This is a genomic window from Psychrobacillus mangrovi (assembly GCF_037104765.1).
GTDB classification, from domain to species: Bacteria; Bacillota; Bacilli; order Bacillales_A; family Planococcaceae; genus Psychrobacillus; species Psychrobacillus mangrovi.
In genome coordinates this window covers 43,815-70,230 of record NZ_JBAWSY010000012.1, presented here as the reverse complement: position 1 = coordinate 70,230, position 26,416 = coordinate 43,815, and the positions used below count along the sequence as shown (strand labels likewise).

Sequence of the window (26,416 nt, the reverse complement as noted above, 5' to 3'; positions counted from 1 at the left end):
TTCTGCTTCGTTTGGCTTAACTTTTTCTTCCAATGTAAAGTAAGTGAGAGGATATTCCAAGAATATATGGATTATCTGCTTCATCAATAAGCAGATTTAAAACTTTATTAGTTTCTAGTTCCCCTTTATTTCTCCAGTAATTCCAATTATCATTATTTAATATCGCACCTACATTAGAACCTATCAATTCTATACTTTCAAAACCTTGTGATTCCATAAATGGTTTGATTTCTTCGATATTAAAATAATAGGCACCAGTAAAACGTCCCTCATCTTGATGATCAAAACAGCCAGTTTTCGAAAATTTTTGAATATCATCCATGTTATCATTTGGTTTCCAATTTTCAGGATTTAACAGAGAAGTCAATACATGTCTTATTCTTGGCATAAATGCAACAAACACAATTCCATTTTCTTTTGTAACTCTATGTAACTCTCTTATTGCTTTAATACGGTCTGTTTCTTCCTTTATGTGGTACATAGGACCAAGCATTAATGAAGCGTCGAACTGATTGTCATTAATCATATGAAGATTTCTAGCATCCGCTGGAAAAAAACCATTAAATTGTTTTTCTAACTCAAGTTCTTGCACTTTATTTTGGGCAATTTCTACGAGTTTCGGTGTTAAATCAGTTAGAGTTACTTTATAGCCGTCTTTAGCAAGCTTTATAGAATACTTTCCTGGTCCAGCACCATTATCTAAAACGTTTCCTGTTGGAGGCAAATGTTTTTTTATAAAATGCCAATTTACTTGGAACTCAATAGGTTCTCTATCTAGTCGTCCCCATTCATCAAACTTATTGTAGTAATTTATGATGTTACTCACTTACGCACCTACATTCTATTATTTTATTTTCAATTGTTCGCTTCTATAAAGGCAGTGTCATTTTTCTACTCAAATTTTTCATTTCAAAATTTTCGTAAAAAGAAATAGCAGTTTGATTGAATTCCCATACATTTAAGTCTAATGATGTTGCACCTTTATTTTTAGACCATTCAACACAGGCTTCAAATAACGCTTTTCCTATTCCTTTTCTTTGACTATTTCTTTTAATTCCTAAATCATTCATGTAAGCAAACTTCCTCTGTACCATTGATTCAAAAGAAGGGCTGACGTGAAGTTCCATTACAGCAAATCCAATTATTTCTTCTTTTTCTTTAGCAATTAGTACTGCACAGTTAGCATCCATAAGCAACTCTTTGTAATATGACTCTGGCATTACTGCTTCTACTTTTTTGAAAATATGAGGCAATGCTTCAGCATGGTCATCATGTCCCGCTTTAACAATTGCATTAATCTCATTTAGGTCTGATAGATTAGCAATCTCGATACTTAATTTCATACCACTTTCCTCTCTTTCTACTTAGAGACTAGTAATTTCTGTTATCCTATAAAACATTCAACTATTCACCAGGCTACAATGAAAACACTATTATTACTAAATTAAACAATTTAGTCTTCAATATTTTTCACCTCTAGGTTTATAGGTAGTTAAGATATTTTTAACTACCAGCTTTATTTCTCAGCTGCGTCCTCTATTATCCAATCTGCAGCACTTATTAGATCAGGAAAAACAGCATCTGCAAGTGGGTCTCTTTTACCAAGGAATACTCCTTTTGTTCCCGCCTTCTTCCCTGCAATAATATCTGTATCTGTATCTCCTACCATGTAAGATTGAGACAAATCAATATCATATTTTTTACTCAGATCTACAATTAATTTGCTATTTGGCTTTCGGCAGGCGCAACCGGATTTTGGTTTATGAGGACAATAAACAACATCATGAACAGTCGCCCCTTCTTTCTTTAGTTCTGCAATCATGTGATCATGTATTTTGTTGAGCTGAGATTCTTTCATAAATCCTAATCCAACACCCCCTTGATTGGTTACTACAAATACAAAATCGAAGAAAGAATTCAATTTTTTAATTGCTTCTGGGACCCCCGGTAAGAAGTAAAGCTCATGTGGCTTATTCACAAATTTTACCCTTTCCGTTAGGACTTCATTTATTACTCCATCACGATCCAAAAATACAGCTTTCTTCATATGTGTTCCCCCTAAAGTAATGCTTTAAAAAATAGCTTGCCCTTGTTTATCAATAAATAAACAGTAATATCAGAAGGGGTGTTTACCTATACGTTTTACAAAACCTATAACTTGTGAGACATAAACAAGGCAGGATTTAATTCTTCACTTTCAATAACGATTGCTGTTAATCCAATTTCCGATTTAGTTTCATGCCACTCATCTTTCTTCCAGAATACAGCATCTCCAGGAATAACTTTAAAATATTCTTCTTCATTTCGTACATATCCTTCTCCATTCAGTATCAATAAGAGTTGTGGTACTACTGCCTGGTGATAGCCAATTATTCCGTCTTCTTCTAAATATATACATCCTATTTGAACTTCCTTTTGCATTTGGATAATGCGCGACATGATAAAGTTCGAATTGAAATTTGAAATCTTTATTCCTTTATCTTTACTGAATGTATAAAACTCCATTAGATCCCTCCTTACTAACCTCTCCTCTTATTACTAAAGTAAAAAATCTAAATTTATCAAGAAGGAATTACAACTGCATTACATGCTTTTTCATAAAACTCTATTGGTCCTGCTCCTCCTATAATTGCATACTCATAACCAATATCACTCATATCTTTTAAACAATGATGAAGTAAAGAATAACCAATTCCAGTAACTCTATTCGATGAGGCTACACCCATTGGACCGAAATGACCTTTCTTATTCTTATATATATCAAAAGCAGCAAAACCGACTATTTCCCTATTTTTATCTAATGCTATATATATCGAAGGTTCGCTAGTTGAAAATGCTTCCTTTATTGTTTGTGACCAATCGCTTGAAAAATTGTTCTCAACAAAATAAGTAAGATGCTGAAAGTCGTTTTTCTTTACTTTGCGGATAAAATGCGAATTCATTTTTGGTAGGGTGTAATTGCCGAGAAGAGTAATCATATCTCTTGAAGTAGTCCCTAGATTTAAAATAATATTTCTATTTTCATCTGATAAATACTTATCAGTCACATTTGTCATAATTAATGCTTTTAGCAAATGACCTTCGTTTAAGTAAATTTGCTTATATCGTTTCATATAATTAATTGCAACTTCCATAACATTAACTACTTCTCTAGTAACACCAACATTGAAATAAACACTGCTTATTTTCTGTTGATTGGAAGTATTATCAATATCATTCAACATAGACCTTAAAGAACATTTATCTATTTTGCATTTCAATCTTATTTCCCCAAGTGCTCCTGTATCTTCATCTAAACATCCGATAAGTAGATGGACAGGCTGTAAAACTTTATGTTTTGAAAGCTGAGCTTCTTTTTCAGCGTTTTTAATTATCCTTAACATTCTAGTTGTGAAATAAATAATCAACACCCCTCATAAGACTTAGAACCGCAATCGATAATGTTTTTTTGTTTGAATTGTTTGATTATCTTATGTAAATTCTCCACTCTGTTGAGTTTTTAACATATCATAATATATTAATTCCCTATTAACCAAAATAATTCCTTTATTGACAATCAAAAAAACACCCTTATTGGGTGTAGTGCTTAAATATATAAAATCTGCTTCCCTAACACTTACATATCATCAAATGATTACCGAAAGGATCCTTAAAATTAAAATAGTGATTATGTTCAATATTAGTTACTAACTCAACGCTCTTACTTTTCATAAACCTATATGCTTCTTCAATATCTTCAGTATTGAAATGGAAAGAAGGAGTTTTTAAAATAGTTTCTTCTGAATAAATTTTACTGTCCAAAACAACTCCTGTACCATTCATAGGAATGACGTACAAATGTCCAAATTGGATTTCCCCCTTCGTTGGCAAACTTAAAATATCACAATACCAATCCCGTGCTTGTTCTATATTACTAACAGGAATAAAAACCGTTCCAATCTGATTTAAAATAGGGCTATTCAAAAAAACACCTCCAATTTACTTTACGAACCACATCACAATTATACTAAACTTTACTTCAATTACTCTCTTTTGCAGTTATTCTACATATTTTTCAAAATACCTTCTTATTAATCTGGTATAATTTATTCTTTCCTAAAGTCATATGTATCGTCAATATGTATTTCTATACCATTAACAACTATCATTTCATTACTTATCCATCGAACTTCTTTAATATTCGGGGAAACTAAAAAAATATTCTTTTTAGATTTGGTCGTATAATTCTCCAACAAGCCAACGTATGACAGATCCGTATGAAAGATTAGCCCTCCATTGAAATAAACAGTTATTCTTTTCTCACCATCTGGTGAAACATAAGTCCCTTCCTTATTTTCTTCTGATATCTGTATATTATTAAGCGTTGGGTTTAAAGTCTGATACAAAAATATTACACCGAACAAAAAACTTACTACAACAACAATAAGCAAAAGCTTTATTAATTTTCTCATTTTTATTAATTCTCTCCTCATCCCTATTATTTAGGACGTAATTAGCGTAAAATAGTTCGAATTTTCGTTCAATTTAATTAGAATAATTATTATCTAATTTTCTTATTCAACTTTTGCGCTAATACTAAGTTAATAAAAAGAGTTCTAACTTTTGGGGTGCAGCACCTTGCCGCTGTTATTTTAGAAGATACAATAATTATTAATTCATCAACATTCAAGTTGGTAATACTCTATTCATTCAAATGTTTAGTACAGTTATAAAGTGTACAATCCCATGTACCTTGGCTATTGTTTAGAATAGTTAATGATGTATTATCTATGTGTGTTTTTGGAAATTTTTTTGGTAGCAATCTTTGTAATGTTAGACCAATTAAAGCCCCATGACTTATTACCAAGACATGCTTATCACTGTATGTAGTAATTATTTCTGATAAAAACTCATAGCCTCTTTTAGCTACATCCTCAAACTTTTCCATTCCAAGGTCTAATTCTCTCCAATTAGTACCCCACTTATTTAATCTTTCTTCTTCAGTAGTTCCTTCCATTTCTCCACAGTTAATTTCACGTATTCTTTCATCGCATCTGACTGTCAAATTTAATTTAGTAGCAATTATTTGTCCTGTTTCTTTGGCACGTGATAAATCGCTTGTTACAATAATATCCCACTTTCCCTCTAAAGAAAGTCTATTCGCCAATGCGACTGCCTGTTTCTTACCTACCTCATTTAAAGGAATATCAGATATACCCTGTGACCTATTAAGTATATTCCATTCCGTAATACCGTGCCTCACAAGCCCTATTGTAGTCAATTTATTTTCCTCCGCTTTTGAAAAATAATTAGTACTGTCAAAATAAATCCTTCTTTTACGTTTGTCCAATAGCTTTAATGTGAACATATGTATGGGATCATTAATAATGCCAATGTAAGGTGAGAGCTGTATGGTCCCACCTTTCTCATTGATTTTTAAGGGAACAGACTTGTTGAATCAAATACTTTTTGTCCAGTTTTAGAAGGATAGAAGAGTTAAATAAACTGTGATAAAGTATTTTGTATTTCTTCTAATCAAAAAGTTCTCTTGTTATTTGAATAAATAATTGGACTGCTCGGGAAGCTCCTTTTAATGAAGGTAAGGCTAGGGCAATATGTCTATAGTTGTTTGTTTCTAATAAGCGAATGTTCGTTTTGGGAAAAGAAAGATTTTTCAGGGAAAGTTCAGGCAAGATGAGTACTCCTAATCCTTCTTTTATCATGCCTAATGATGTATTTAGGTTAGATGTATTATATTTTTCATTTATAGTAATTTTTTGTTTCCTCATCAGTTCAATAATAGGTGCTTCATATCCGCCATTAGATATGATAAGGGGTTCGTTATCCAAATCAAATAATTGAACGAATTTATTTTTCAACAAGGGATGCCCATCAGGTAGCATAACTAGATAGCGATCCTTCACAAGGGGAATCGTATTTAACTCGCTACATGGCAGAACGACAAAGCCAATATCAATTTCCCTTGACGATAACCATTCGATAATTTCTTCTTGTGAACCCTCCTTAAAAGTCAGCGACACATTCGGTCGTTTTTGTTGAAAGGTTCTAATAATCTTAGGTAAGAAATGAGCCGTTACACTAGGGAAAGTTGCAATACGTATGGTTCCAGTTATTTGTCCCTTTTCTAAAGAGACCTCTTGGTCAATTTTTTCACGGCAATTAAGTATATTTCTAATTTGTAATAAAACCCGCTTACCTATATCCGTAACTATTAAATCCTTTCCTCTCTCCCGAACTAATAATATAACTCCTAACTCTGTTTCCAAACTAGCAATCGCATGGCTAACAGCTGGTTGTGACATATGTAGTGCTTTAGCAGCCTTTGTAAAACTCCCTTCATTAATAACCTCTACAAATATCTCAAATTGAGTAATTGTTGGCATAACTATTTACTTATCTCCTTTATAGATAACATCTATTTTATTTATTAATGTCACTAGTGTAGCATAGATAGAGTGTTCAATCAGCAGTTGACAAATAAAGTGATAAATATTTTAACAAGGAGTGACAATATAAATGACTAGACCAAAATTATGGACAAAAAACTTTATCATGGTTTGTTTAACAAACTTGTTTCTTAGTATGAACTTTTATTTACTCATGGTGATTTTTTCAGAATATGCGGTGAAAAAATTCGATGCACCTCAAAGTCTGGCTGGACTTGCTTCCAGTATATTTATAATCGGAACCCTTATATCTCGCCCACTAGCTGGGAAATATTTAGATGTAATCGGTAGAAGAAAATTACTATTTACTTCAATCATTGTGTTTATCATTACTACTCTACTTTACTTCCAAATAAATAATTTAGCGTTACTATTTGTAGACCGTTTTATACATGGTGCATCATTAGGTATCGCAGCTACAGTAATAGCAACCGTTATGACAAGTTCAATTCCTCGAGAAAGAAGTGGAGAAGGAATTGGTTATTTTTCAATGAGTGTGACAATTGCAACAGCAGTTGGTCCATTTATTGCTTTACTTATAGTTCAGCATGCCGGATATAACATGGCCTTCTTAATGTGTGTTATTTTTGCAGTAATAGCATTAGTTTTTGCTCTATCTTTAAATGTACAGAATGTAAAAATATCCAAGGAAGAAGTCGAGAGCTTAAAAGGATTTAAACTAAGCGACTTTTTTGAATTCAGCGGACTTTCTATGGCTGTGCTAATGATTATATTAGGGTTTGCCTATTCAAGTGTCATTACGTTCATATCTTCATTTGCCAATGAAGTAAATTTAACTGAAGCAGCAAGCTTTTTCTTTCTTATATATGCTTGTTTTCTATTGGTCTCAAGACCAATTACTGGACGAATGTTTGACACAAAAGGTGAAAATTCAGTTGTATATCCATGTATGATTATGTTTTTCATCGGTATGATTATGCTTAGTCAAGCTCAAAATGGATATATACTTTTAATAGCTGGAGCTTTAATAGGTATTGGTTATGGAACAACAATGTCTAGCGTTCAAACTATCATGGTTAAAAAAGCGCCACCTCATCGCATAGGATTAGCCAATTCAACTTTCTTCGTTTCATTCGACTTAGGATTAGGTGTAGGACCGTTCATATTAGGATTTTTGATCCCTTCGTTTGGCTATAGAGGAATGTATGTAAGCATGGCTGTTGTTGTTTTAGTTTGTATCATTTTCTATTTTTTCGCCCACGGGAAAAAAATTAAAAGTGTTCAAAATAAAACAGCAGGCGTAGAATAATAATAAAAAGAGGAGGCTATATAAATAGGGGATATCCCCTATTTATATAGCCTCTTAACATTTTAAAGGATACACTTATTTGTACAATAAAAATAAGGACGAGTACCTTCCTATAGAGTAAACTTTTCTATAAAGTCCTCTTCACTTATCTCACTCTTTCCAACAACCAAAAGAGATTGAAAGATTTTGAACAACTCTTGTATTTCTTTTTGTTCATTAATAATATTCAAACTTTTATTGTATTCCTCTTCGTCTTTATACCTAGCAATCTCAATCCATTTCGTTTCATCAACTTTGCTATTTAAATATACTATGTGAAAATCAAAATACCTAGCATAAATTTTTGACGTCTTTTCTTGAATCATTAAATATTCGTCTTCTCTATCTTTTTGGATATGATACTGATATATTTTTACAAACAACTTGTTTCCTCCAAATTTCACCAGACTTTTAACACTAAACGCCTTTAATAAAATAAGAGAGTTAATTATTTTAGATTAACTCCCCGATTTGTTTAATTATAAATCTGTCTAGCATCATAAGTTTCTTAACTAACTCTTAAGAAGTCAATTTCAGTCCAATTACTGCAGCGACAATCATACCTATAAATAAAATTCGTTTCCAATCTTTAGATTCACCGTAGACTAACATTCCTACAAGTGTCCCACCAACTGTTCCAATCCCTGTCCAAACTGCATAGGATAATCCCATAGGGAGGGTTTTCATAGCCAATGCAAGAAAACTAAAACTTAATATAAACCCACCAATTAAGAGAAAATATGATTGAATACTCTTGTATTTAATAACTCTATTCAATCCTATAACACCAATTACTTCAAGACATCCAGCCAGAATAAGGTATACCCAATCCATTTATTCTACACCTTCTTTCTCACTAGAATCTGTGGTGACCAATTTCAATCCTATTACACCAGCTAATAGCAATAGTATAAAGAATATTTTTGTCCAACTAAATGGTTCTCCGAAAACAACCATCTCTACAACAACCGTACCCGCTGTCCCAATTCCTGTAAAGACAGCATATGCAGATGCGACTGGTACGGTTTGTAATGCTTTTAGCAAAACAACAAATGATAAATATATTAGCAAGGCAATTACAATCCAAGAAATCCAGTTATTTGAATACTTCAGCCCGATTGCCCAAAAAATTTCAATAATACCAGCTATAATTACAAGTGCCCAATTACGATTCATTTATTTTCCCTCCGTAAAGCTTTTAATCCTTTGATAATCCAAGCCAATATAGATGCCATGAAGCATCTAATCTTTTATTTAATCGCTCAGGACCACCATATAACATTTCTACGAAAATTCCATCTAAGACTCCTAAGAATGCTACAGTAGCGCGCTTAGCTCCAATTGAAGAGCTAATTTGGTTTTCCATCATTGCTACTTCTACGATAGGAACTAGAAGATCTTCTACCTTATCCAAGTATTCATATACATACTTCATGACTTGATTGTAGAGATGAGTAGGAGGAAAAAACGATATGCGAAGCCAAAATTTAGTGTGTCCGTTTTTATCATATTGTTCTTTATAATGCAAAAGGAAATTAAATAAGAAACTCTCGATAGGCAGCTTTTTATTACATTCAATAAAATCGGCAACAATTTTTAATTCATTAGCAAATACGTCGCTACATACATCAAGAAATAGGTCATCTTTCCCTTTAAAGTATGTGTAGATTGATTGTTTTTTTATCCCTACCTCATCAGCAATGTGAGCCATTGATGTTCCATCATATCCATTCTCGGCAAAGCGATTAAGTGCAACTTCCTTAATTTTATATAAAGTCATATTATCCCCCTTCCGAACGTTCGTCAGTTAAAAATATCAAATATTTTATAACATGTCAATAAATTTCTACATGCATTTCATATTAATATAAAAAAGTAACCTTTGAAAAACGATTGATAAAAATTTAGATATATACTCCAATTAGCTGCTGTTGCAACATTATTACAATATTTATCACCCGTCATGAACATCATTTATTTAATTTTCCGCAAACAAACAGTTCTATCAAGACAAGATTTATTAACGGTTTCCTTAGCTCTTATTGGTTGTTTTTTCTTATTAACAAACGATTCCATTTCACTACTATCTGTACCATCTTCTGCTATTGTTTGGGGGATTTTATCTGGAGTTGCAGCAGCATTTTATACTTTATATGGTGCTTATTTATTGAAGAGATATGATTCTCTTGTAATTGTTGGCTGGGCTATGATTATCGGTGGTATTGCTTTAAGTTTTATTAGCCCTCCTTGGAAAATCAACTTAGCACACTTAACGACAGAAGCTTATCTATACTTAGGTTTCGTTATTATTTTCGGTACGATGCTCGCTTTCTGGTTCTTTATAGAGAGTTTACAAAGTCTTTCGCCGAAAGAGACAAGTCTTCTCGGAAGTCTAGAGCCACTTGCAGCAGTTTTAACAACCGTATTCTGGTTAAGAGAACCTTTTGGATCTTTTCAATGGGTTGGAACTGTTTGCATAATAGGAATGACTTTATTGTTGGCATTGAATAAAAATTTTTCATCAAAGACTAACAAAGCTGCAAAAAAAGAAAGACTCTATGATTAAACTAATTCAACTAAATAGTTCAATAACTATAAATCTGGTTCAGTAAAAGGCTTGCCGATTACTTTATCGGTCAAGCCTTTTTATAATTAATTGTTTAAAGAATAAGCACCTTTTTTAAAATATACTTTCCGTTTTGCACCTAATACAGCTTTCAATGCCAATAACCCTAATAAGAAGAAGGCAAATGAACCTATTAACCCCACTGGGCGGATCGAAGTTAATTCAGCAGCTAAACCTATTAAAACCGTTAATGCAACAATGAAAACTGATTCAATAACACTAAAGATGCTTCCGAATCTTCCCATCAAACTCACAGGAACGTGATTTTGGTAAAAAGTCAAATACCCTGTATTTGCAAATGTTACCGCAAACCCAATTAAAAATACTCCATGAGCTGCACTTAAAAAGCCAATCGAACTATAAAGTACTATATAACCTATTGAGGTAAAAATGGTACCAAAACCTATTAAAAGATTAACTGCAAGCTGTTTTGAAAATACTGAATTAATAATTGATCCTATTATAATTCCAGTTCCAAAGACACTTAATAAAAACCCATAATTGGTGTCTGATATTGAAAGTACTCCTTTAGCAAATGCTGCCTCGAGAGAATCTATTGCAGTCATGAATATAGTAGTACCGCTAAATAATAAATATATCTTTGTGACATAGGTATAGTCCTTACTGAAATTAAAAATAACTCGAAAATCATTTTTTATCATATCCCAAGTAATTCTTTGCCCCTCTGTCTCTTTGAGTCTTGAATCAACATTAGGTAGCAACATTATAATAAGTGCTGAAAAAAATAAAGCAACTGCATTCACATGGATGGCAGTATAAGGAGTACCCATCCAAAATAAAATCCCAGCAATAGCAGGACCTATTAGTGAACCACAAGAGTTGATAAAACTACGTAGTGCATTAAAGCGTTGCCGATCTTTTTCAGGTATTAGTTTAGTCATATATACCATAGATGCAGGTTGAAAAATAGCACTTCCCATATTAATGATAAACGCTAGTATATAAACATAAATAAGTGAAGGTAGAAATGGAATTAACGCAATACATATTGCTCGAAAAACGTCTAATCCTAACATAAGTCGCCTTGTATTTACCCGATCAATTAAACTACCTGCCCAAGCATTCGAACATATAGTTGCAATTGGACCTAGTATATATAATATAGCAATTGCAAGTGGAGAACCTGTTTCATTCAATATAATTAAATTTAGTGCGATTAGGTAAACCCATCCACCCACATTTGAAACGCCTATTCCTCCTAATAGCATTAAAGGATACTTCCATCTGGACATATTCACCACTCCTATTTTATTTTTTTTACAAAACAAAATAAAAAAACTCACCCCCAAGATATTTATCTTGGGGGCGAGTCATATCGCGGTGCCACCCCAGTTCACCTCCACATTGCTGCAGAAGTCTTATCAAGTACAGCTATGTGAATAAATCACGTGCGATACTCTATCCCGTTAACGTGAGAATACGTTGCATCATCATCATTCCAACAAACAAATCCAATGCACAGCTCCAAGCCTTGTTTCAACACATTCCCTACCCCTCTTTTTCAGCTACCAGAGGTCTCTTTAGATAGTACGTATGTTTACTCTTCTTTTCATAGCTTTTTATATAGATGATTTTTGTATATACTATATTATTTTGAACTAAAATACAATTCAAAAAAAAACTACTAATTATTTCTATGAAAGATATAGAAATATGTATTTAGTTTTGGTGAAAATAATCTCCACTATGTTAGGATTACAGAGAGTTAAAATTATTTTTTAATACTTCATTTAAACCATTAGGATAAAGTATTATCTTTCCCCTAAAAATATCTGTTAAAGAGATCCATTTCGCATAGGTAATTTTACTTCCTTCAACAATTTTAAAGCTTTCTTTTTGATATTGCATTTGGTCCTTAAATTCCACCAAGTAAATTTGTATGATTTCATGACCTATATTGTCTTCAATATTAAAGATGTTTTCTAAACAGACGATGTAGTCAATTATTTCTATATCTAAAGCTGTTTCTTCTTTAAATTCTCTTATTATAGTATCTTTAGAACACTCGCCAAATTCAATTGTCCCACCAATTAAACGATAATATAAACCATTTCCCGTTGAATGTTTCCCTTTTCGTTCTTCTACTAGAATTTTATTATCCTTTAAGATAATTCCTAATGACTTCGCTCTCGGATACACCAATTTCCCCTCCTGAGATAACGACAATTATGTTTAAAATTTATCATTATATATTTTAAATTAAAGCACCATTAGTGGAACTCGATATGTATTATTTAACCCAGTTTGCAATATGATTCCTGAAGTATTTGCCGATTTTCTCAACTTCAGCCATTACATGACATATCCCTTCATCAGTTAAAAACCAGTTTTCCTTGGTTATTCCAGTCCTATCAATTACAGGTGAGATGAAGAACTCTGTTTCTTTTGGGAACACCGTTTGATAAGTTAATAAAGCTCGACGAGAGTGGACTGCCATGCAGACCATGATCACTTTTTTAGGTTGAATTCCTGTTTTATGTAAAACTTCCAATGAGAAACGTGCATTTTGAAAAGTATTTTGTGCCCTATTTTCCTTTAAAATTGCTTCTTTAGGCACTCCATTCTCGACACCAACATCTTTTAAGAAATCCCATTCAGTAGTTTCAACACGAGGGTTTGCTCCACCAGAAGGAAGGATGAATGGTGCTAAGCCTTGATGATACAAGAAGGTCGCTTGTTCCATTAGTTGAGGATGGCTCGAACCAGGAATTAGAATCACATCTGCTGGAACAATTTCAGTTTCAACGAAAATAAAATTGGTAAAGCACTCGAATGGATAAGACATAGTTTACTCCCTCCTTTTAAACTGATTCAGTCATTTCTGGAAGTCCAATAAAAGAAAGTTCAATAATTGTAGGTGGATTTTAGAAGGTTCTCCACCACTCACTAATACTTTTGATTTATAAAAATCTCCTTCTTTATCCTACCAAATTATTAGAAAATTTGCGATAATATGAAAGATTAGAATTATAGAGGGAGGAATGAAAGTGCTAGAAATGTTTTTATATAATTGGCAAATAAGAAATGAGTGGTTTGATTGGTGCCAGGAACTATCAATTGAAGAGCTTACAAAAAAACGTATTGGTGGAATGGGTAGTATATTGCATAATCTATTCCATGTAATAGATTGTGAACAGATATGGATTAATCAAATGAATGGAACATCTGTTGTCGAGCATGATATTAACTTAATTACAGATATTCGAGTTGTAATCAATTATTCGAATGAAACCAAAGAAAATACTTATAAATTTATACAAGCTTCGACTTCTAATCTGGAAAATAAAGTTTTAAAAATTACTAATAAAAAAGGTATTACTTATACATTTTCTTACGATAAAATTATTCGTCATATTATTTCACACGAAATTCATCATATAGGACAATTATCTGTTTGGTCTAGGGAAATGGGATTTAAGCCTGTATCTAGCGATATATTATTTAGAGAACCAAACTATTAATAAGGACCTCTTAATTGAAAGAGGTTTTACTCCCCTAAATTTTTCTATTTAGCTTCTGTAAAAATTCTGGCTTCGTTACATATTCCATATAGTTTGTTGTTCCATCAAACTCTAAATAAGCTTGATAACGTGTTCGGATCGCAGGAGCAGTTATTAAATCTAACACTTTGTTTTTTGCCACCCATCCACTTTCTGTAGTTTCATCAGAAGTACATAGTTCTCCACCTACAGCCTTGCATGTAAAATCAACTATCAGTTTAGTGGGAACGTCCGTTTCATTGTCATACCATTTATGAATACCAGTGTTTGAATAAACACCAATCATGTGAGAAACAACTATATCTATACCGCTTTCTTCTTTTATTTCTCGACATAATGCATCCATCAGGTTTTCCCCTATCTCCACTTGACCACCAGGAAAAACCCACCCTCCATGAAGTGTCTTCACTAAAAGAATGTCTCCCTTTTCATTCTCTACTATTCCCCCAACTGCTAATATATGCGTTGGCATCTTCATTATTTTTCCTCCTTCATATAATTTAGTTAAAAAACTGTAGACAATTTTGCCTACAGTTTCGATGTGTTTTCCTTCTCGTTTTTACGAATCAATTGCAGCTTTTCTTTCATCTTATATTGATTCCATTCAATTATATCCTCTGAAATAAATCCATCTTTCTTCCGTTTCGGAATTTTCACATGCCCACTCACTGCCCTTGTATAGCCCTCAATCATGGCAGCAACGGCTAAAATTACAAGTGCGAAACAGATTGCTGGGGCAAGAGGAAGCCATGGAACACCTTGTAAATATCGAAACGAAGAGCCAAAAAGTCCAGCCCATTCATAAGCTATCGATTTTGGTGGGTCACCAAACATGGGATCATAGCTGACATTCGTTCCCCCAATAAATAATTGAAGCAGACCAAGATGCGTAAAAACAACTAAGGTTTCAACCACTTGCTGACCATAAATGACAAATAACTTTTCCCTCATCATTGGAAAGAGATGTCTCAATATTATTCTACGACGACTTGCTCCAAGTGTTCTTGCAGCTAAAATGTATTCCTGCTGATAAAGTAAATTCGCTTCATTCCCAATTAAAGCGGACACAATAGGCACGGTTATAATAGCCATTAACACAACTTGAATCACAATACGTTCCCATACCGTAGTCGAGAACCCTTCCATAGGCTCCCATAATACGGGGAACAACATGAGATAGGAAAAAATGGTCATTGGCACATAATGTAGCGGATCAATAAAACTATTCAATAATGAACGTTTCTTTTGCCAATACGTTCCTATCACAAAACCTAGGGGCACTGCAATAAGCATACGGACAGCAGCAACACCCATTGCAGCAATAATTGTATATTTTGCACCAAGCATAATTTTTGCAAACATATCAAAACCAAACTGGTCTGTCCCAAAAGGATTAGCCCAGCTAGGTGAAAGTGGAGCAGCTTCAATCAATTTACCCTTCTCATAAATAAAAAATGTTTGCTTAGGATCCGGTCCATTAATCCATTCGAATACAAAACTTCCTATTAAAAAGAATGCAAGAATGATAAATCCAAAAACAAAATAAGGTTGCTTCCAAACAAACTTCATCCGATAGCACCTCCCCGATTCAAACGGCGTAAAAAGTACCACTCACCAAAGCTGTAAAGTATGAAAACAGGTAAAAAGAAACTGCAAACTGTAATTAAAAAAAGTTCGCCAGACATATTTTGGCTCAAGTGAAACATAATACCTGGCATATTGAACATTCGTTCTAATATAAATAGATTGGAAAGCATAAACCACATCGTCTTTTTAGACTGGAAAAATATACTAATAATTGCATTTCTAAATATATGTATGATCAAAATAATTAATTTACCATAGCCTAGTGAAATTGCAAGTTCAACATACAGCTTTCGTTCCTCTGCTTCAAAAGTTAGCATGCTTAAACGATACAACTGAACCATTGGTAAAATCATTAGACAAAATACGGGGAGAATATAAATCTTTTCTCCTCCCGTAGCTGCAATGGAAAGAAAAATTCCTGTGTTTTTATGAATCATAATAACAGCTAATTGAACTAATAATATAACTAAAATGTCTGGTATGGATTCCAAAAAGAAAAAGGTTGTCTTAATATGTTGTCTTGTTCTCTCTTTAAACAACATGGTAATTATCGTAAAAATGAGTGCTAAAAAAATTGCCACTAATAAAGCCAAAAATAAAATCTCTAAAGAATAGATAATATATTTCCCTAAATGTGGACTATAGTATTGGTGCATAAAATTGGAAACCGGAAATATTGCAAGTATATGTTGAGTATACTCTTTCCACCTGAATTCCCCTTCTTGAAAACCAGTGATCATTATAGGTAGTCCACTTATCAGTAAAATCCCGATAAAGGCAACTACCAGTTGTACCCCCCACTTTAATAACCCATTCACAAAAAATCCCCCTGCTGTCTGAAAACTAAGATAAAATTATCATAACATAATAGGTTATAAATAAATGACAGATTTAACTAATTTAATAGATTTATCCAATTAAGTATTTCTATTCGTTAAGGGAGGAACATCTGGCTTGAAACTATCCGATTAGTTAGGGTCATTATCCGATTATCACTAGTTATTATCCGATTATATTCATTTATTATCCGATTGTTACTTATTATCATCCGATTGTTAAAATGGAACGACCTAAGTAATTCTTTATCACAAAAAAAACAGGCTAATTTTAGCCTGTCTAATAGAGATTATTAAAATAAACGATTTAAGTTAGCCATTTCAATTGCGGATACTGCAGCATCATAGCCTTTGTTACCAGCTTTAGTACCAGAGCGTTCAATAGCTTGCTCAATTGTTTCTGTTGTCACAATGCCGAACATAACTGGAACTCCTGTTGTTAACCCTACACTTGCAATTCCTTTTGCTGTTTCGTTACATACATAATCGTAATGTGTAGTAGAGCCTCTAATAACAGTTCCCAAACCGATAATAGCATCGTATTTTTTTGTTTCGGCCATTCTTTTCGCTAAAAATGGTACTTCAAATGCTCCAGGTACCCATGCTACATCTACATTATCCAAAGAAACACCGTGACGTTTCAAGCCGTCCATTGCGCCATCTAATAATTTACCATTGATAAACTCATTAAATCTACCAACTACAATACCTATTTTCAAATCTGTTCCGATTAATTGTGCTTCAAATACTTGTCCCATTCTTTATCTCTCCTAAATTTTAAATTTATAAATTAGATAATCCTGTTAATTAAAGTTATTCACCCATCACTAATTTTTCATGTGCATTTCGATAATTTACTAATGCTTCAATAGTGACAAATTTCAATCCATGAAGATTTGCTATTTCTTTTAATTTTGGTACTCTAGCCATTTCACCATTCTCACTCATAATTTCGCAAATGACACCAGCTGGTTTAACTCCGCAAAGTTTTGCAAAATCAACAGCTGCTTCCGTATGACCTGGACGTTCAAGTACACCATTGTCTTTTGCTATTAGAGGGAACACATGACCAGGTCGACGGAAGTCAGAGCCTACCGACTCAGCATTCAAGAGTTGTAATATCGTTTCAGATCGCTCAAATGCACTAATTCCGGTTTCCGTTGTTTTATAATCTATACTAACTGTGAAGGCAGTTTGATGATTATCCGTATTATTTTCGACCATAGGAGATAAATTTAGAGAATCAGCTAAATTCTTCGTAATAGGTGTACATATTAATCCACGACCATACATTGCCATAAAGTTAATATTTTCGGGTGTAGCATAATCTGCCAATACTAGAAAGTCTCCTTCATTTTCTCGACTTTCGTCATCCACTACAATAATGATGTTACCGTTTTTCAAATCATCTATTGCTTCTTCAATTGTATGAAACATTTTAGTAAAAGCCCCCTTTTTTAAAATCCATTTTGTCTTAAGAAATCCATCGTTATTGTTGAGTTCGTTGATTTCTCTTGCTTCTGATTTAATTGTTTAATAACATATTTTCCTAATAGATCATTTTCAATATTTACAATGTCTTGCTCTCTTTTAATACCTAAGATTGTCTCGCTGAATGTAAGAGGAATAAGCGATACTGTTATTTGTGTGGGCTGCACTTCGAAAATAGTTAAACTAATTCCATCGATCGCTACCGAACCTTTTAGCATGCAATACTTACTTAGTTCTCTATCAATTCCGATATCAACGTACACCGCATTTTCCAGTTTTCTTTTTCTTAAGATGACACCCGTTCCATCCACATGACCCGAAACAAAATGTCCACCAAACCTACCATTTGCCGCCATCGCTCTTTCTAAATTGACTACATGGCCAATTTGCAGTGAACGGATATTTGTTGACTTAACGGTTTCTGGCATTATTTCTACAGTGAAATGATTATTAGAAAAAGCAGTAACTGTTAAACAAACACCATTAACAGCAATACTATCACCTAAATGAATGTCTTCAACTATTTTGGAAGATTCCAATGTTAACTGCATACTGTTCGCTCCACTTTTCACGGCCTTAACTTTACCTAAGTCTTCAATAATTCCAGTAAACAACATAAACACCTCTATTCAGAAATAATTTATTAAATTCAGAAAACCTCCTGTCTTGACAACACAATTCTCTGTAAACAAAAGAAAACCCCTTAACTAAACACTAAGGGGTTTTGGGATTATGTAATTAAAGCAATACTTAATAAGCCTATATAAATCAATACATTTATAAGGTTTCTTGCTCTTACATCCTTCTCCCATCCAGACTATACTGTCGGCTTTGGATTCGCACCAAATCCTGCCTTAAAAAAGGCTCACGGGCTTAGAATTACTTCATCACCGTCGATTGGGAATTTCACCCGACCCCGAAGGACTATAATATGAAGTTGTAGCTGGGTTTTCATTTTTTACAAAAAGAAAACCCCATAGAGAATCTCTAGGGGTCGTAGGAAATGTTATTTCATCAACAAATAAACCTATAGAAGAAAAATTTCTCCATAAGTAAAAAAAGTTGCTCAAACGTCCCTCTCCCATCCAGACTATACTGTCGGCTTTGGATTCGCACCAAATCCTGCCTTAAAAAGGCTCACGGGCTTAGAATTTCTTCATCACCGTCGATTGGGAATTTCACCCGACCCCGAAGGACTATTCATCTATGCAGTTATAATACCATGCAAAGAATAATTATACACGTAAATTGTCTTTCCTATATTTGTTAATATATCAGATTCTACAAACAGTCGAGTTATATCAACTTTAATACCAGTAGAGAATAACTCTATAAGTTGTGTTTTAAACAGTTTTTTATGGTCTGTTTAAAGAAGTGATATATTCTTTATTTAAAGAATAATATAGAAGGATTCTGTACTTTCACTTCCTCTTTACTTATTAGTATTAAAGAAATTAATAATAGCAACATTTTGTATCAGATCTTAGAAAGGAGATCTTATGAAAACGTATAAATCTATAAATTTAGAAAAAGTTTTTAATAAAACTATGGTTAATAAGCGCATTCATGATGGAATTGTTTATATGGAAGATACAACAGGTGAATTTTCTTGGAACAAAGGCTATGGCGGTAAGGAATTAGATTCACCAATGCTTATGGCAAGCATAACAAAGCTTTTGACCACTGCTTGTATTTTAATTTTGCAAGAACAAGGTAAGCTATCTTTGAGGAATAAAATATCTGAATTTCTTGACCAAGAACATTTAAGCGGACTGCATATATACAAGTCAAAGGAATATTCATTTGACTTACTTTTATCCGACTTGTTGTTTCAAATTAGCGGATTACCTGATAAATTTGAAGAGAAGAAAAGTTCGACTAAAAGAAAAGTTATTAATCAAGATTTCAGCTTTTCTATTCATGAACTTTTACATTGGGCAAAAGAACTAAAACCACATTTCATCCCCCGCACTAATGGAAAAGCCTATTATTCTGACCTCAACTTTGATTTACTTGGAGAAATTATTGAAAAGGTAAATGGAACGACACTGGCAGAGGCCTACCAGCAATTAATTTTTATCCCATTAGGGCTTAAGAATACTTACCTTCCACAAAGTGAAAATGATTTTATACCACATATTTACTACAAGGATAAAGTATTGAACCGCCCAATGTTTATTTGTAGCTGTCGTGCGAGTGGCGGTGCTGTTACTACTGCGAGAGAAATGATGATATTTATTAAAGCATTTTTTGGCGGTAAGTTGTTTAATAAAATTATATTTGACGAACTAGCTAATTATAACAAGCTTCAAATCACAATGGGACCGATTAGCTATGGGGGAGGATATATGAGAATTACACTTGGTGGATTATTAATGCCGTTTATGAAAAAGGGAGAATTGTTGGGTCACTCAGGCTCAACTGGTTCCTTTGCATTTTACTATCCCCAGAAGGACATTTTTTTTGTCGGGGATGTTAATCAATTTGCTAACCCTAGTCTGCCGATTCGTCTTTCTATAAAGTTAGCACTGGGAGTATAGTAAAATATATCACAAGCACTGTTATGCTTAAACACAAATAAACAGTAGAAACCACTCACAAGAATGTGAGTGGTTTCTACTGTTTTTATTATGCTAAACGCATTTTAGCCTCATTAATTTGTATTTTTACTTGTTCGAAACCTGTTCCACCTAAGGAATTTCTTCTTTTCACAGCAGCAAGAGGTGATAATACATCGTAAATATCAGACTCTATTAGATTGCTTGCTTCTTGTAAATCTTCTAGTGGAAGATCTAATAGGAAATAGCCTCGTTGGATACATAGAAAAACCAATTTCCCTGTCACTTCATGTGCTTCTCGGAATGGAAGCCCTTTTGAAGCAAGATAATCAGCAAGCTCTGTTGCGTTAGAAAAATCTTTATGAACGGTATCGTGAAGTCGGTCAGTATGGATCGTCATTGTACGAACCATACCTTCAAAAATTTTCAACGATCCAACTATTGTATGAACTGTATCGAACATACCTTCCTTGTCTTCTTGCATGTCTTTGTTATAAGCGAGTGGTAATCCTTTAATTACGGTCAGTAAGCCCATAAGATTTCCATATACACGACCTGTTTTTCCACGAATTAATTCGGCCATATCAGGGTTCTTCTTTTGAGGCATAATACTAGAACCGGTAGAGAACGAATCATCAAGTTCTATAAAATTGAATTCTGAACTAGACCAAAGAATAATTTCTTCAGCAAATCTTGAAAGGTGTCCCATCAGCATCGAGGAGTTACTAAGGAATTCCACGATAAAATCTCGGTCACTTACCGCATCCATGCTATTAGCATATACATTTGAAAAGCCTAAATAATCAGCGGCCAATTTTCTGTCGATTGGAAAGGTAGTACCTGCTAGTGCACCTGCCCCAAGCGGAGAGATGTCGATACGTTTAATCGAATCATGAAAACGATCTTTATCGCGTTCTAGCATCCAGAAATACGCCATTAAATGATGTGCAAAAGAAATTGGTTGCGCTCGTTGTAAATGGGTGTAACCTGGTGCAAGAGTCTCCACATGTTTTTCTGCTTGTTCCACAAGTGTTTTTTGAAAAATCTCAATTAACTCAATGATTTCACCTACTCTATTTTTCAAGAATAGATGCATATCAGTAGCTACTTGATCGTTACGGCTACGGCCAGTGTGTAGCTTACCACCAACGGGACCTATTAGATCAATTAACATTTTTTCTAAGTTTAAATGAATATCTTCATTTGCAACAGAAAACACTAAACTGTTTTCTGCTGCACGTATTTTTAACTGTTCAAGACCATCTATTATTTGAAGAACATCTTCAGAAGGCAAGATTTTGCAATCTCCAAGCATTTTCACATGCGCAATACTACCATCTAAGTCTTCCAATACTAGTGTTTGGTCAAAACCAATAGAAGCACCAAATTCATCTACCCATTGCTCGGCTGATTTTTGGAATCTTCCGCCCCACAATTTTGTCATGATTGCACCTTCTCTGCTCCCTTGTTCACTAATGCGTGAACTTTAGTTGGAAGGCCCCAAAGTTCGATAAACCCAACTGCAGAAGCATGGTTAAATTCGTCATCTTTTGTATATGTTGCAAGCTTTTCATTGTAAAGAGAGTTTGGAGACTTACGCCCTTCGACAATTGCATGGCCTTTGAAAAGTTTCACACGAACTGTACCATTTACATATACTTGTGTTTCTTTTAAGAATGCCTCTAAAGCAGTTCTTAGTGGAGAGAACCAAAGACCTTCATAAATAAGCTCTGTTAATTTTTTCTCCATTACTGGTTTGAAGTGTGCTAATTCTTTTACTAGAGTAATATCTTCTAACTCTTTATGAGCAAGTAATAGAGTATGAGCTCCTGGAATTTCATATACCTCACGTGATTTAATACCAACTAAACGGTTTTCAACATGATCAACACGTCCAACACCATGTTTACCAGCTAATTCGTTTAATTTTAGGATTAACTCATATAATTTATATTCCACACCATCAAGCGCAACCGGAACTCCATTTTTAAACTCTATTTCAATAATATCTGGAGTATCAGGTGCATCCTCTAATGCAACAGTTAGATCATATGCATCGACTGGTGGTGCTGCCCATGGATCTTCAAGAATTCCACATTCATTTGAACGGCCCCATAGGTTTTGGTCAATAGAAAATGGACTGTCTAAGTTAATAGGAATAGGAATATTTTTCTTCTTTGCATATTCAATTTCTTCCTCACGACTCCAGCTCCATTCACGAACTGGTGCAATTACCTCTAGATTTGGGTTCAATGCTTTAATCGAAACCTCGAAACGCACTTGGTCATTCCCTTTACCAGTACAGCCATGTGCTACTGCTATTGCTCCTGTTTGTTCTGCAATTTCCACTAATTTTTTTGAAATTAACGGACGAGATAAAGCTGAAACAAGTGGATATTTATTTTCATACCATGTATGAGCTTGAAGAGCTATCAGAGCGTATTCATTTGCAAATTCTTCTCTAGCATCGATCATATAGCTCTCGATTGCTCCAACTTGTAGTGCTTTGTTTTTAATAAATTCTAAGTCTTTTCCTTCCCCAACATCTAGACATACTGCAACAACATCGTATCCTTCATCCTTTAACCATGTAATTGCTACAGAAGTATCCAAACCGCCTGAATAAGCTAAAACGACTTTTTTATTCATTTTACATTCCTCCATTGTATGTTTATACGTAAATTTAGTATTAATATACATAATGTAACATGAGGATTGTATAATTACAACTAATATTTTATGATTATGAGGAATAAATTTCATATTATTATTCTTCTAATATATCCTCAATTATTGGTTCCTCTTATTTGTTCCTTATCATTCCTGAATTTATACTATAATAGTTGTTCTTTTATCAAGATATCTTTCTATTTTGTTAATTGTATTCTTTATAACTTCTACGAGTGCATACAATTTATCATCTCCATGTATAACAAACAATATTGTATTTAGCTTTGTATGCATTCTTTAAATTAGTTTAAATCTTAAAATCTAATGCAAATTTATTAACCATTAGAAAAATATAAGCACATGATTTGATTAGCATTGTATAAACACAGATAATAAATAATATAAAAGGAGTGTGAGGTATGAGTTATTTATTTTCACCTATTACAATTAAAGGATTAGAGATAAAAAATAGAATCGTAATGCCACCTATGTGTCAATATTCTGTTGAAGCTAAAGATGGAGTACCAAATGATTGGCATTACGTTCATTATGTTTCTCGTGCAATTGGAGGGACTGGCCTTATTATAGTAGAAATGACGGATGTGGAACCAGATGGAAGGATTACCGATAATGATTTAGGTTTGTGGTCTGATGAACAGATTCCGGCTTATGAGAGAATTGTTTCGGAAGTACATAAATATGGCTCGAAAATTGGTATCCAAATTGCTCATGCAGGCAGAAAAGCAACTGACGCGAAACAACCTGTTAGTTCATCCGATATTCCAGTAGATAGTAAGTGGAAAAAACCTCGTGCTCTTTCTACTGATGAAGTGAAAGAACTTGTCATTAAATTTAAAGATGCAGCAAAACGTGCAGTAGCAGCTGGTTTCGATACAATCGAGATCCACGGTGCACATGGCTACCTAATCCATCAATTCCATTCACCGGCTATTAACAATAGAACTGATGATTATGGAAAAGACCTATCCAAATTTGGAGTAGAAGTTATTCAAGCAGTTCGGAGTGTTATGCCAGATGGAATGCCGTTAATCATGCGGATATCAGCTATTGAATATATGGATAATGGATATGGCCTAAAGCATTCATTAGAAATTGCTAAAAAATATAAAGAAGCTGGCATTGACATTTTCCATGTTTCAAGTGGCGGAGAAGCACCTCCTGGAAAAGTAAAACCAGCTAACACACCAGGCTATCAAGTTCCATTTGCACGTGCATTCAAACAAGCGCTAGATGTACCAGTAATTGCAGTAGGTATACTTGAAGACGCTACTCTAGCAGAAAAAGTTATTGAAGAAGACGATGCAGAATTAGTAGCAATTGGCCGTGGAATGCTGAAAGATCCCTATTGGGCACTACACGCGGAAGAATCAATTACTGGCAAAGTTGTACCTCCTACACCTTATAAAAGAGGTTTTTGACTAGAATTTTTTATATACTAGTCTAGAACCTCCCCATATTGTTACACGAGGGCACTCAATGGTATCTATTAGCGAGTATGTGACGACATTTCGTTCACATACTCGTTTTTTGTCTGTGCACCGTTAATTTCCATTCATGGAGATTTAGAAATTGTGAAAAAATAAGGCAATTTCTGAAAAAAATAATTGGTCATTTAAAACGAAAGTTTTTCAGTACCACCTAGTTTGACAGGGAAAGTTCATTCAATTAAAATATTATTTTTTTCTCATTAAGTTGCTACCATTTACATCTGTTGAAAATCCCCACTTTTCATAATAAGGAACAAGTCGATCTGGACAATAAAGTTCAACTCTCTCAACGTCTTTGACAAGTGAATGAGTCAATATAGTATTCATTAAAATCTTACCAATTCCACGTTCTCTGTGTTCTTCTTTTGCAATTACATCAAATATAAAAGCACGATAAATTGTATCTGTAATAACTCTAGCAAAACCGACTAATTCATCCGTTTCTTCATTAATAAATCCAATAACTACATTACTATTTTCAACCATTTGTTTTATATCTGAGAGTTGACGATTTTGCGTCCACCATTCATTTTTAAACAAAGCGAGTAAATTATTTAGTTGGTTATCATTTAATTTCTCTATCACTTTATATTTCATCTTTAAGTTTCTCCTCTTTAAGCATTTGAGTCTATGAATAAAAGAATTCCATAGGTTCTTTACAAAGTTTAAATCCATTCTTTTGATAGTAATTTATGCTATCATCACTTGGCCAAACGATAATGAATTCATATTTGTTATTTATAACCCATTCATTTATAGTCCTAATCAATTTACTTCCGATACCTTTGTTTCTGTATTCCTTAATAGTATAGACATTAGTCATATACGCAAATGGATATGTGATTCTTCCAGGGCGAGGAACTTTTTGAATTAGTTCAATATAAATATGAGAAACGATTTTTTCCCCTTCCTCAGCAATCCATATAAACCAAGTGTCACTCCCTATCGCCTTCTCCAAAAAATTTTGACACTCCAATTTAAATGATTCAAACTCACTTTCATGGAATGTTCTGGTGTCGTTGTCTTCAATTGTAAAGTCAAATCTCATTTGAATTAATTGATTAATGTCTATTTTCTCAGCTAGTCTTATCTTCATTTACTCACCTTCCGTAATCTGAACTATTATGCATCTGTAACAATAAAATCGATCAACCATGTTTCATCCTGTCTGATAAATTCAAAATAAATCGTACTATGTCCTTCAAAAAAATATTCTGCGAAGCCGATTGTCATCTTATCTTCTTCTAATTCATAAAATCGATATTCTAAGTTTTCTAAACTATATTCTTTATTACTACTTATCTCGTGACTATTTTTTTGACGTTTAAAAAATAAAATGCTCTCTTTCTCATTCACTTGAACATTTGGGGATGATATGGAAGAGATATACTCAAAATCTTTCTTTTCTAGTGCTGTTAAAAGTTTAAACGTCAAATTCATTGTCGTCCTTAGATCTTCATTTTCTTCCTCTTTATCCTTCTTTAATTCAATTAGTTGGTTTGTTAATCGCTCGTTCTCGATTAAAAGCTGCTTCACCTGTCCTTCTTCACTTTTTGCTGAAGCCACTGGAGATTCATTTTGACACCCAGTTAGTAAGATTAATAAAGAGAGAGGGATAAATAATCTTTTTATCATTTAATATTTCCTCTTTTCTTGACTTCATAATAATGTTCTAGCTTTTCATGAAATTTTTGAAAAAATTCTATATATTGTATTCTACGGTATATGAATAAAACCCTTTTTAAGCAAACTAAAAAGCACTCCATACAAAAATGATAGCAATGATAAAACTTACATTTTAAACGGCATAATTGCTTTTAATACAAAAACAAGGCACTTCCTGTTCAACATTTTGAGCAGAAAA

The 26,416-nt window shown here is 33.5% G+C and carries 30 protein-coding genes, 2 pseudogenes, 2 riboswitches and 1 other annotated feature; of the genes and pseudogenes, 5 read left to right on the top strand and 27 right to left on the bottom strand.

Annotated elements, in window-relative coordinates; all coding sequences use genetic code 11:
* Positions 1-16 precede the first annotated feature (16 nt).
* The 9 genes from WAX74_RS14780 to WAX74_RS14740 all read right to left on the bottom strand — a co-directional run bounded on the left by WAX74_RS14780 (position 17) and on the right by WAX74_RS14740 (position 6,383).
* A complete protein-coding gene (locus WAX74_RS14780) occupies positions 17-826 on the bottom strand; it encodes a class I SAM-dependent methyltransferase (protein WP_336498431.1) in 810 nt (269 codons plus the stop codon).
* Between the two features lie 43 nt (positions 827-869).
* Positions 870-1,343, bottom strand: coding sequence for a GNAT family N-acetyltransferase (locus tag WAX74_RS14775; RefSeq protein ID WP_336498430.1), 474 nt, complete (start codon positions 1,341-1,343; stop codon positions 870-872).
* A gap of 173 nt (positions 1,344-1,516) precedes the next feature.
* Positions 1,517-2,047: a D-glycero-alpha-D-manno-heptose-1,7-bisphosphate 7-phosphatase gene (locus tag WAX74_RS14770; protein ID WP_336498429.1), complete on the bottom strand. Its 531-nt coding sequence runs from the start codon at positions 2,045-2,047 to the stop codon at positions 1,517-1,519.
* Positions 2,048-2,151: 104 nt separating this feature from the next.
* Complete coding sequence (locus tag WAX74_RS14765; protein ID WP_336498428.1) at positions 2,152-2,505, bottom strand: cupin; 354 nt, start codon at positions 2,503-2,505, stop codon at positions 2,152-2,154.
* A 56-nt stretch (positions 2,506-2,561) separates the two neighbouring features.
* Positions 2,562-3,383, bottom strand: coding sequence for a GNAT family N-acetyltransferase (locus tag WAX74_RS14760; protein WP_336498427.1), 822 nt, complete (start codon positions 3,381-3,383; stop codon positions 2,562-2,564).
* Positions 3,384-3,609: 226 nt separating this feature from the next.
* The gene (locus WAX74_RS14755) at positions 3,610-3,963 is read right to left on the bottom strand and encodes a VOC family protein (RefSeq protein ID WP_336498425.1); all 354 of its coding nucleotides are present in this window, start codon (positions 3,961-3,963) and stop codon (positions 3,610-3,612) included.
* 122 nt (positions 3,964-4,085) lie between these two features.
* Complete coding sequence (locus tag WAX74_RS14750) at positions 4,086-4,451, bottom strand: DUF5412 family protein (RefSeq protein ID WP_336498424.1); 366 nt, start codon at positions 4,449-4,451, stop codon at positions 4,086-4,088.
* Between the two features lie 230 nt (positions 4,452-4,681).
* The gene (locus tag WAX74_RS14745) at positions 4,682-5,260 is read right to left on the bottom strand and encodes a histidine phosphatase family protein (protein WP_336498423.1); all 579 of its coding nucleotides are present in this window, start codon (positions 5,258-5,260) and stop codon (positions 4,682-4,684) included.
* A 250-nt stretch (positions 5,261-5,510) separates the two neighbouring features.
* Positions 5,511-6,383: a LysR family transcriptional regulator gene (locus WAX74_RS14740; protein ID WP_336498422.1), complete on the bottom strand. Its 873-nt coding sequence runs from the start codon at positions 6,381-6,383 to the stop codon at positions 5,511-5,513.
* A gap of 133 nt (positions 6,384-6,516) precedes the next feature.
* Between WAX74_RS14740 and WAX74_RS14735 the strand changes: the two genes are divergently transcribed.
* Positions 6,517-7,716, top strand: coding sequence for an MFS transporter (locus WAX74_RS14735; RefSeq protein ID WP_336498421.1), 1,200 nt, complete (start codon positions 6,517-6,519; stop codon positions 7,714-7,716).
* Between the two features lie 110 nt (positions 7,717-7,826).
* Here WAX74_RS14735 and WAX74_RS14730 read toward each other — a convergent pair whose 3' ends face one another.
* From WAX74_RS14730 to WAX74_RS14715, 4 genes are all read right to left on the bottom strand, one after another.
* Positions 7,827-8,138: a hypothetical protein gene (locus WAX74_RS14730; protein WP_336498420.1), complete on the bottom strand. Its 312-nt coding sequence runs from the start codon at positions 8,136-8,138 to the stop codon at positions 7,827-7,829.
* Positions 8,139-8,274: 136 nt separating this feature from the next.
* Entirely contained in the window at positions 8,275-8,589 is a 315-nt protein-coding gene (locus WAX74_RS14725) for a DMT family transporter (RefSeq protein ID WP_336498419.1), read from the bottom strand.
* A complete protein-coding gene (locus WAX74_RS14720) occupies positions 8,590-8,931 on the bottom strand; it encodes a DMT family transporter (protein ID WP_336498418.1) in 342 nt (113 codons plus the stop codon).
* A 22-nt stretch (positions 8,932-8,953) separates the two neighbouring features.
* Positions 8,954-9,535 (bottom strand): TetR/AcrR family transcriptional regulator, encoded by a 582-nt coding sequence (locus WAX74_RS14715; protein ID WP_336498417.1) that lies wholly within the window; start codon positions 9,533-9,535, stop codon positions 8,954-8,956.
* 144 nt (positions 9,536-9,679) lie between these two features.
* Between WAX74_RS14715 and WAX74_RS14710 the strand changes: the two are divergent.
* Positions 9,680-10,321: pseudogene (locus WAX74_RS14710) on the top strand (DMT family transporter); the annotation flags it as partial.
* An 86-nt stretch (positions 10,322-10,407) separates the two neighbouring features.
* Here the strand turns inward: WAX74_RS14710 and WAX74_RS14705 are convergent.
* The 3 genes from WAX74_RS14705 to WAX74_RS14695 form a co-directional block, all read right to left on the bottom strand.
* Positions 10,408-11,634 (bottom strand): MFS transporter, encoded by a 1,227-nt coding sequence (locus WAX74_RS14705; RefSeq protein WP_336498416.1) that lies wholly within the window; start codon positions 11,632-11,634, stop codon positions 10,408-10,410.
* A gap of 66 nt (positions 11,635-11,700) precedes the next feature.
* Positions 11,701-11,964: a binding site (T-box leader), on the bottom strand.
* Between the two features lie 133 nt (positions 11,965-12,097).
* Positions 12,098-12,541, bottom strand: coding sequence for an NUDIX hydrolase (locus WAX74_RS14700; protein WP_336498415.1), 444 nt, complete (start codon positions 12,539-12,541; stop codon positions 12,098-12,100).
* A 91-nt stretch (positions 12,542-12,632) separates the two neighbouring features.
* Complete coding sequence (locus WAX74_RS14695; RefSeq protein WP_336498414.1) at positions 12,633-13,187, bottom strand: YdcF family protein; 555 nt, start codon at positions 13,185-13,187, stop codon at positions 12,633-12,635.
* 196 nt (positions 13,188-13,383) lie between these two features.
* Here WAX74_RS14695 and WAX74_RS14690 point away from each other — a divergent pair, with 196 nt between their 5' ends.
* Positions 13,384-13,863 (top strand): DinB family protein, encoded by a 480-nt coding sequence (locus WAX74_RS14690; protein WP_336498413.1) that lies wholly within the window; start codon positions 13,384-13,386, stop codon positions 13,861-13,863.
* Positions 13,864-13,897: 34 nt separating this feature from the next.
* Here the strand turns inward: WAX74_RS14690 and WAX74_RS14685 are convergent, their stop codons facing one another.
* The 6 genes and pseudogenes from WAX74_RS14685 to ribE form a co-directional block, all read right to left on the bottom strand.
* A complete protein-coding gene (locus WAX74_RS14685; protein ID WP_336498412.1) occupies positions 13,898-14,380 on the bottom strand; it encodes an NUDIX hydrolase in 483 nt (160 codons plus the stop codon).
* A 50-nt stretch (positions 14,381-14,430) separates the two neighbouring features.
* Entirely contained in the window at positions 14,431-15,471 is a 1,041-nt protein-coding gene (locus WAX74_RS14680; RefSeq protein WP_336498411.1) for an ABC transporter permease, read from the bottom strand.
* Positions 15,468-16,307: an ABC transporter permease family protein gene (locus WAX74_RS14675; protein ID WP_336498410.1), complete on the bottom strand. Its 840-nt coding sequence runs from the start codon at positions 16,305-16,307 to the stop codon at positions 15,468-15,470. The genes WAX74_RS14680 and WAX74_RS14675 overlap by 4 nt, the downstream gene beginning before the upstream one ends.
* A gap of 311 nt (positions 16,308-16,618) precedes the next feature.
* Positions 16,619-17,083 carry a 6,7-dimethyl-8-ribityllumazine synthase gene (gene ribH / locus WAX74_RS14670; protein ID WP_336498409.1) on the bottom strand — a complete coding sequence of 155 codons (465 nt, stop codon included), beginning with the start codon at positions 17,081-17,083 and terminating at the stop codon, positions 16,619-16,621.
* 58 nt (positions 17,084-17,141) lie between these two features.
* Positions 17,142-17,762: pseudogene (gene ribB, locus WAX74_RS14665) on the bottom strand (3,4-dihydroxy-2-butanone-4-phosphate synthase); the annotation flags it as partial.
* A 20-nt stretch (positions 17,763-17,782) separates the two neighbouring features.
* Positions 17,783-18,430, bottom strand: coding sequence for a riboflavin synthase (gene ribE, locus WAX74_RS14660; protein WP_336498450.1), 648 nt, complete (start codon positions 18,428-18,430; stop codon positions 17,783-17,785).
* 182 nt (positions 18,431-18,612) lie between these two features.
* Positions 18,613-18,744: riboswitch (FMN riboswitch) on the bottom strand.
* Between the two features lie 141 nt (positions 18,745-18,885).
* A riboswitch (FMN riboswitch) is annotated at positions 18,886-19,016 on the bottom strand.
* Positions 19,017-19,315: 299 nt separating this feature from the next.
* On the opposite strand from ribE, the gene WAX74_RS14655 reads away from it, so the two are divergent.
* Complete coding sequence (locus WAX74_RS14655; RefSeq protein WP_336498408.1) at positions 19,316-20,356, top strand: serine hydrolase domain-containing protein; 1,041 nt, start codon at positions 19,316-19,318, stop codon at positions 20,354-20,356.
* An 88-nt stretch (positions 20,357-20,444) separates the two neighbouring features.
* Here WAX74_RS14655 and argH read toward each other — a convergent pair whose 3' ends face one another.
* Together argH and WAX74_RS14645 are read right to left on the bottom strand one after the other, a co-directional pair.
* Positions 20,445-21,818: an argininosuccinate lyase gene (gene argH / locus WAX74_RS14650; protein WP_336498407.1), complete on the bottom strand. Its 1,374-nt coding sequence runs from the start codon at positions 21,816-21,818 to the stop codon at positions 20,445-20,447.
* Positions 21,815-23,023, bottom strand: a complete 1,209-nt coding sequence (locus WAX74_RS14645; RefSeq protein ID WP_336498406.1) for an argininosuccinate synthase — start codon at positions 23,021-23,023, stop codon at positions 21,815-21,817. Before WAX74_RS14645 ends, argH begins: the two co-directional genes overlap by 4 nt.
* 440 nt (positions 23,024-23,463) lie before the next feature.
* On the opposite strand from WAX74_RS14645, the gene WAX74_RS14640 reads away from it, so the two are divergent.
* Positions 23,464-24,483, top strand: coding sequence for an NADH:flavin oxidoreductase/NADH oxidase (locus tag WAX74_RS14640; RefSeq protein ID WP_336498405.1), 1,020 nt, complete (start codon positions 23,464-23,466; stop codon positions 24,481-24,483).
* Between the two features lie 255 nt (positions 24,484-24,738).
* On the opposite strand, the gene WAX74_RS14635 is transcribed toward WAX74_RS14640, so the two are convergent.
* The 3 genes from WAX74_RS14635 to WAX74_RS14625 are packed head-to-tail and all read right to left on the bottom strand — an operon-like array spanning position 24,739 to position 26,187.
* Complete coding sequence (locus tag WAX74_RS14635; protein ID WP_336498404.1) at positions 24,739-25,149, bottom strand: GNAT family N-acetyltransferase; 411 nt, start codon at positions 25,147-25,149, stop codon at positions 24,739-24,741.
* Between the two features lie 31 nt (positions 25,150-25,180).
* Positions 25,181-25,648 (bottom strand): GNAT family N-acetyltransferase, encoded by a 468-nt coding sequence (locus tag WAX74_RS14630; protein WP_336498403.1) that lies wholly within the window; start codon positions 25,646-25,648, stop codon positions 25,181-25,183.
* Between the two features lie 26 nt (positions 25,649-25,674).
* A complete protein-coding gene (locus WAX74_RS14625; RefSeq protein ID WP_336498402.1) occupies positions 25,675-26,187 on the bottom strand; it encodes a hypothetical protein in 513 nt (170 codons plus the stop codon).
* Positions 26,188-26,416 lie beyond the last annotated feature (229 nt).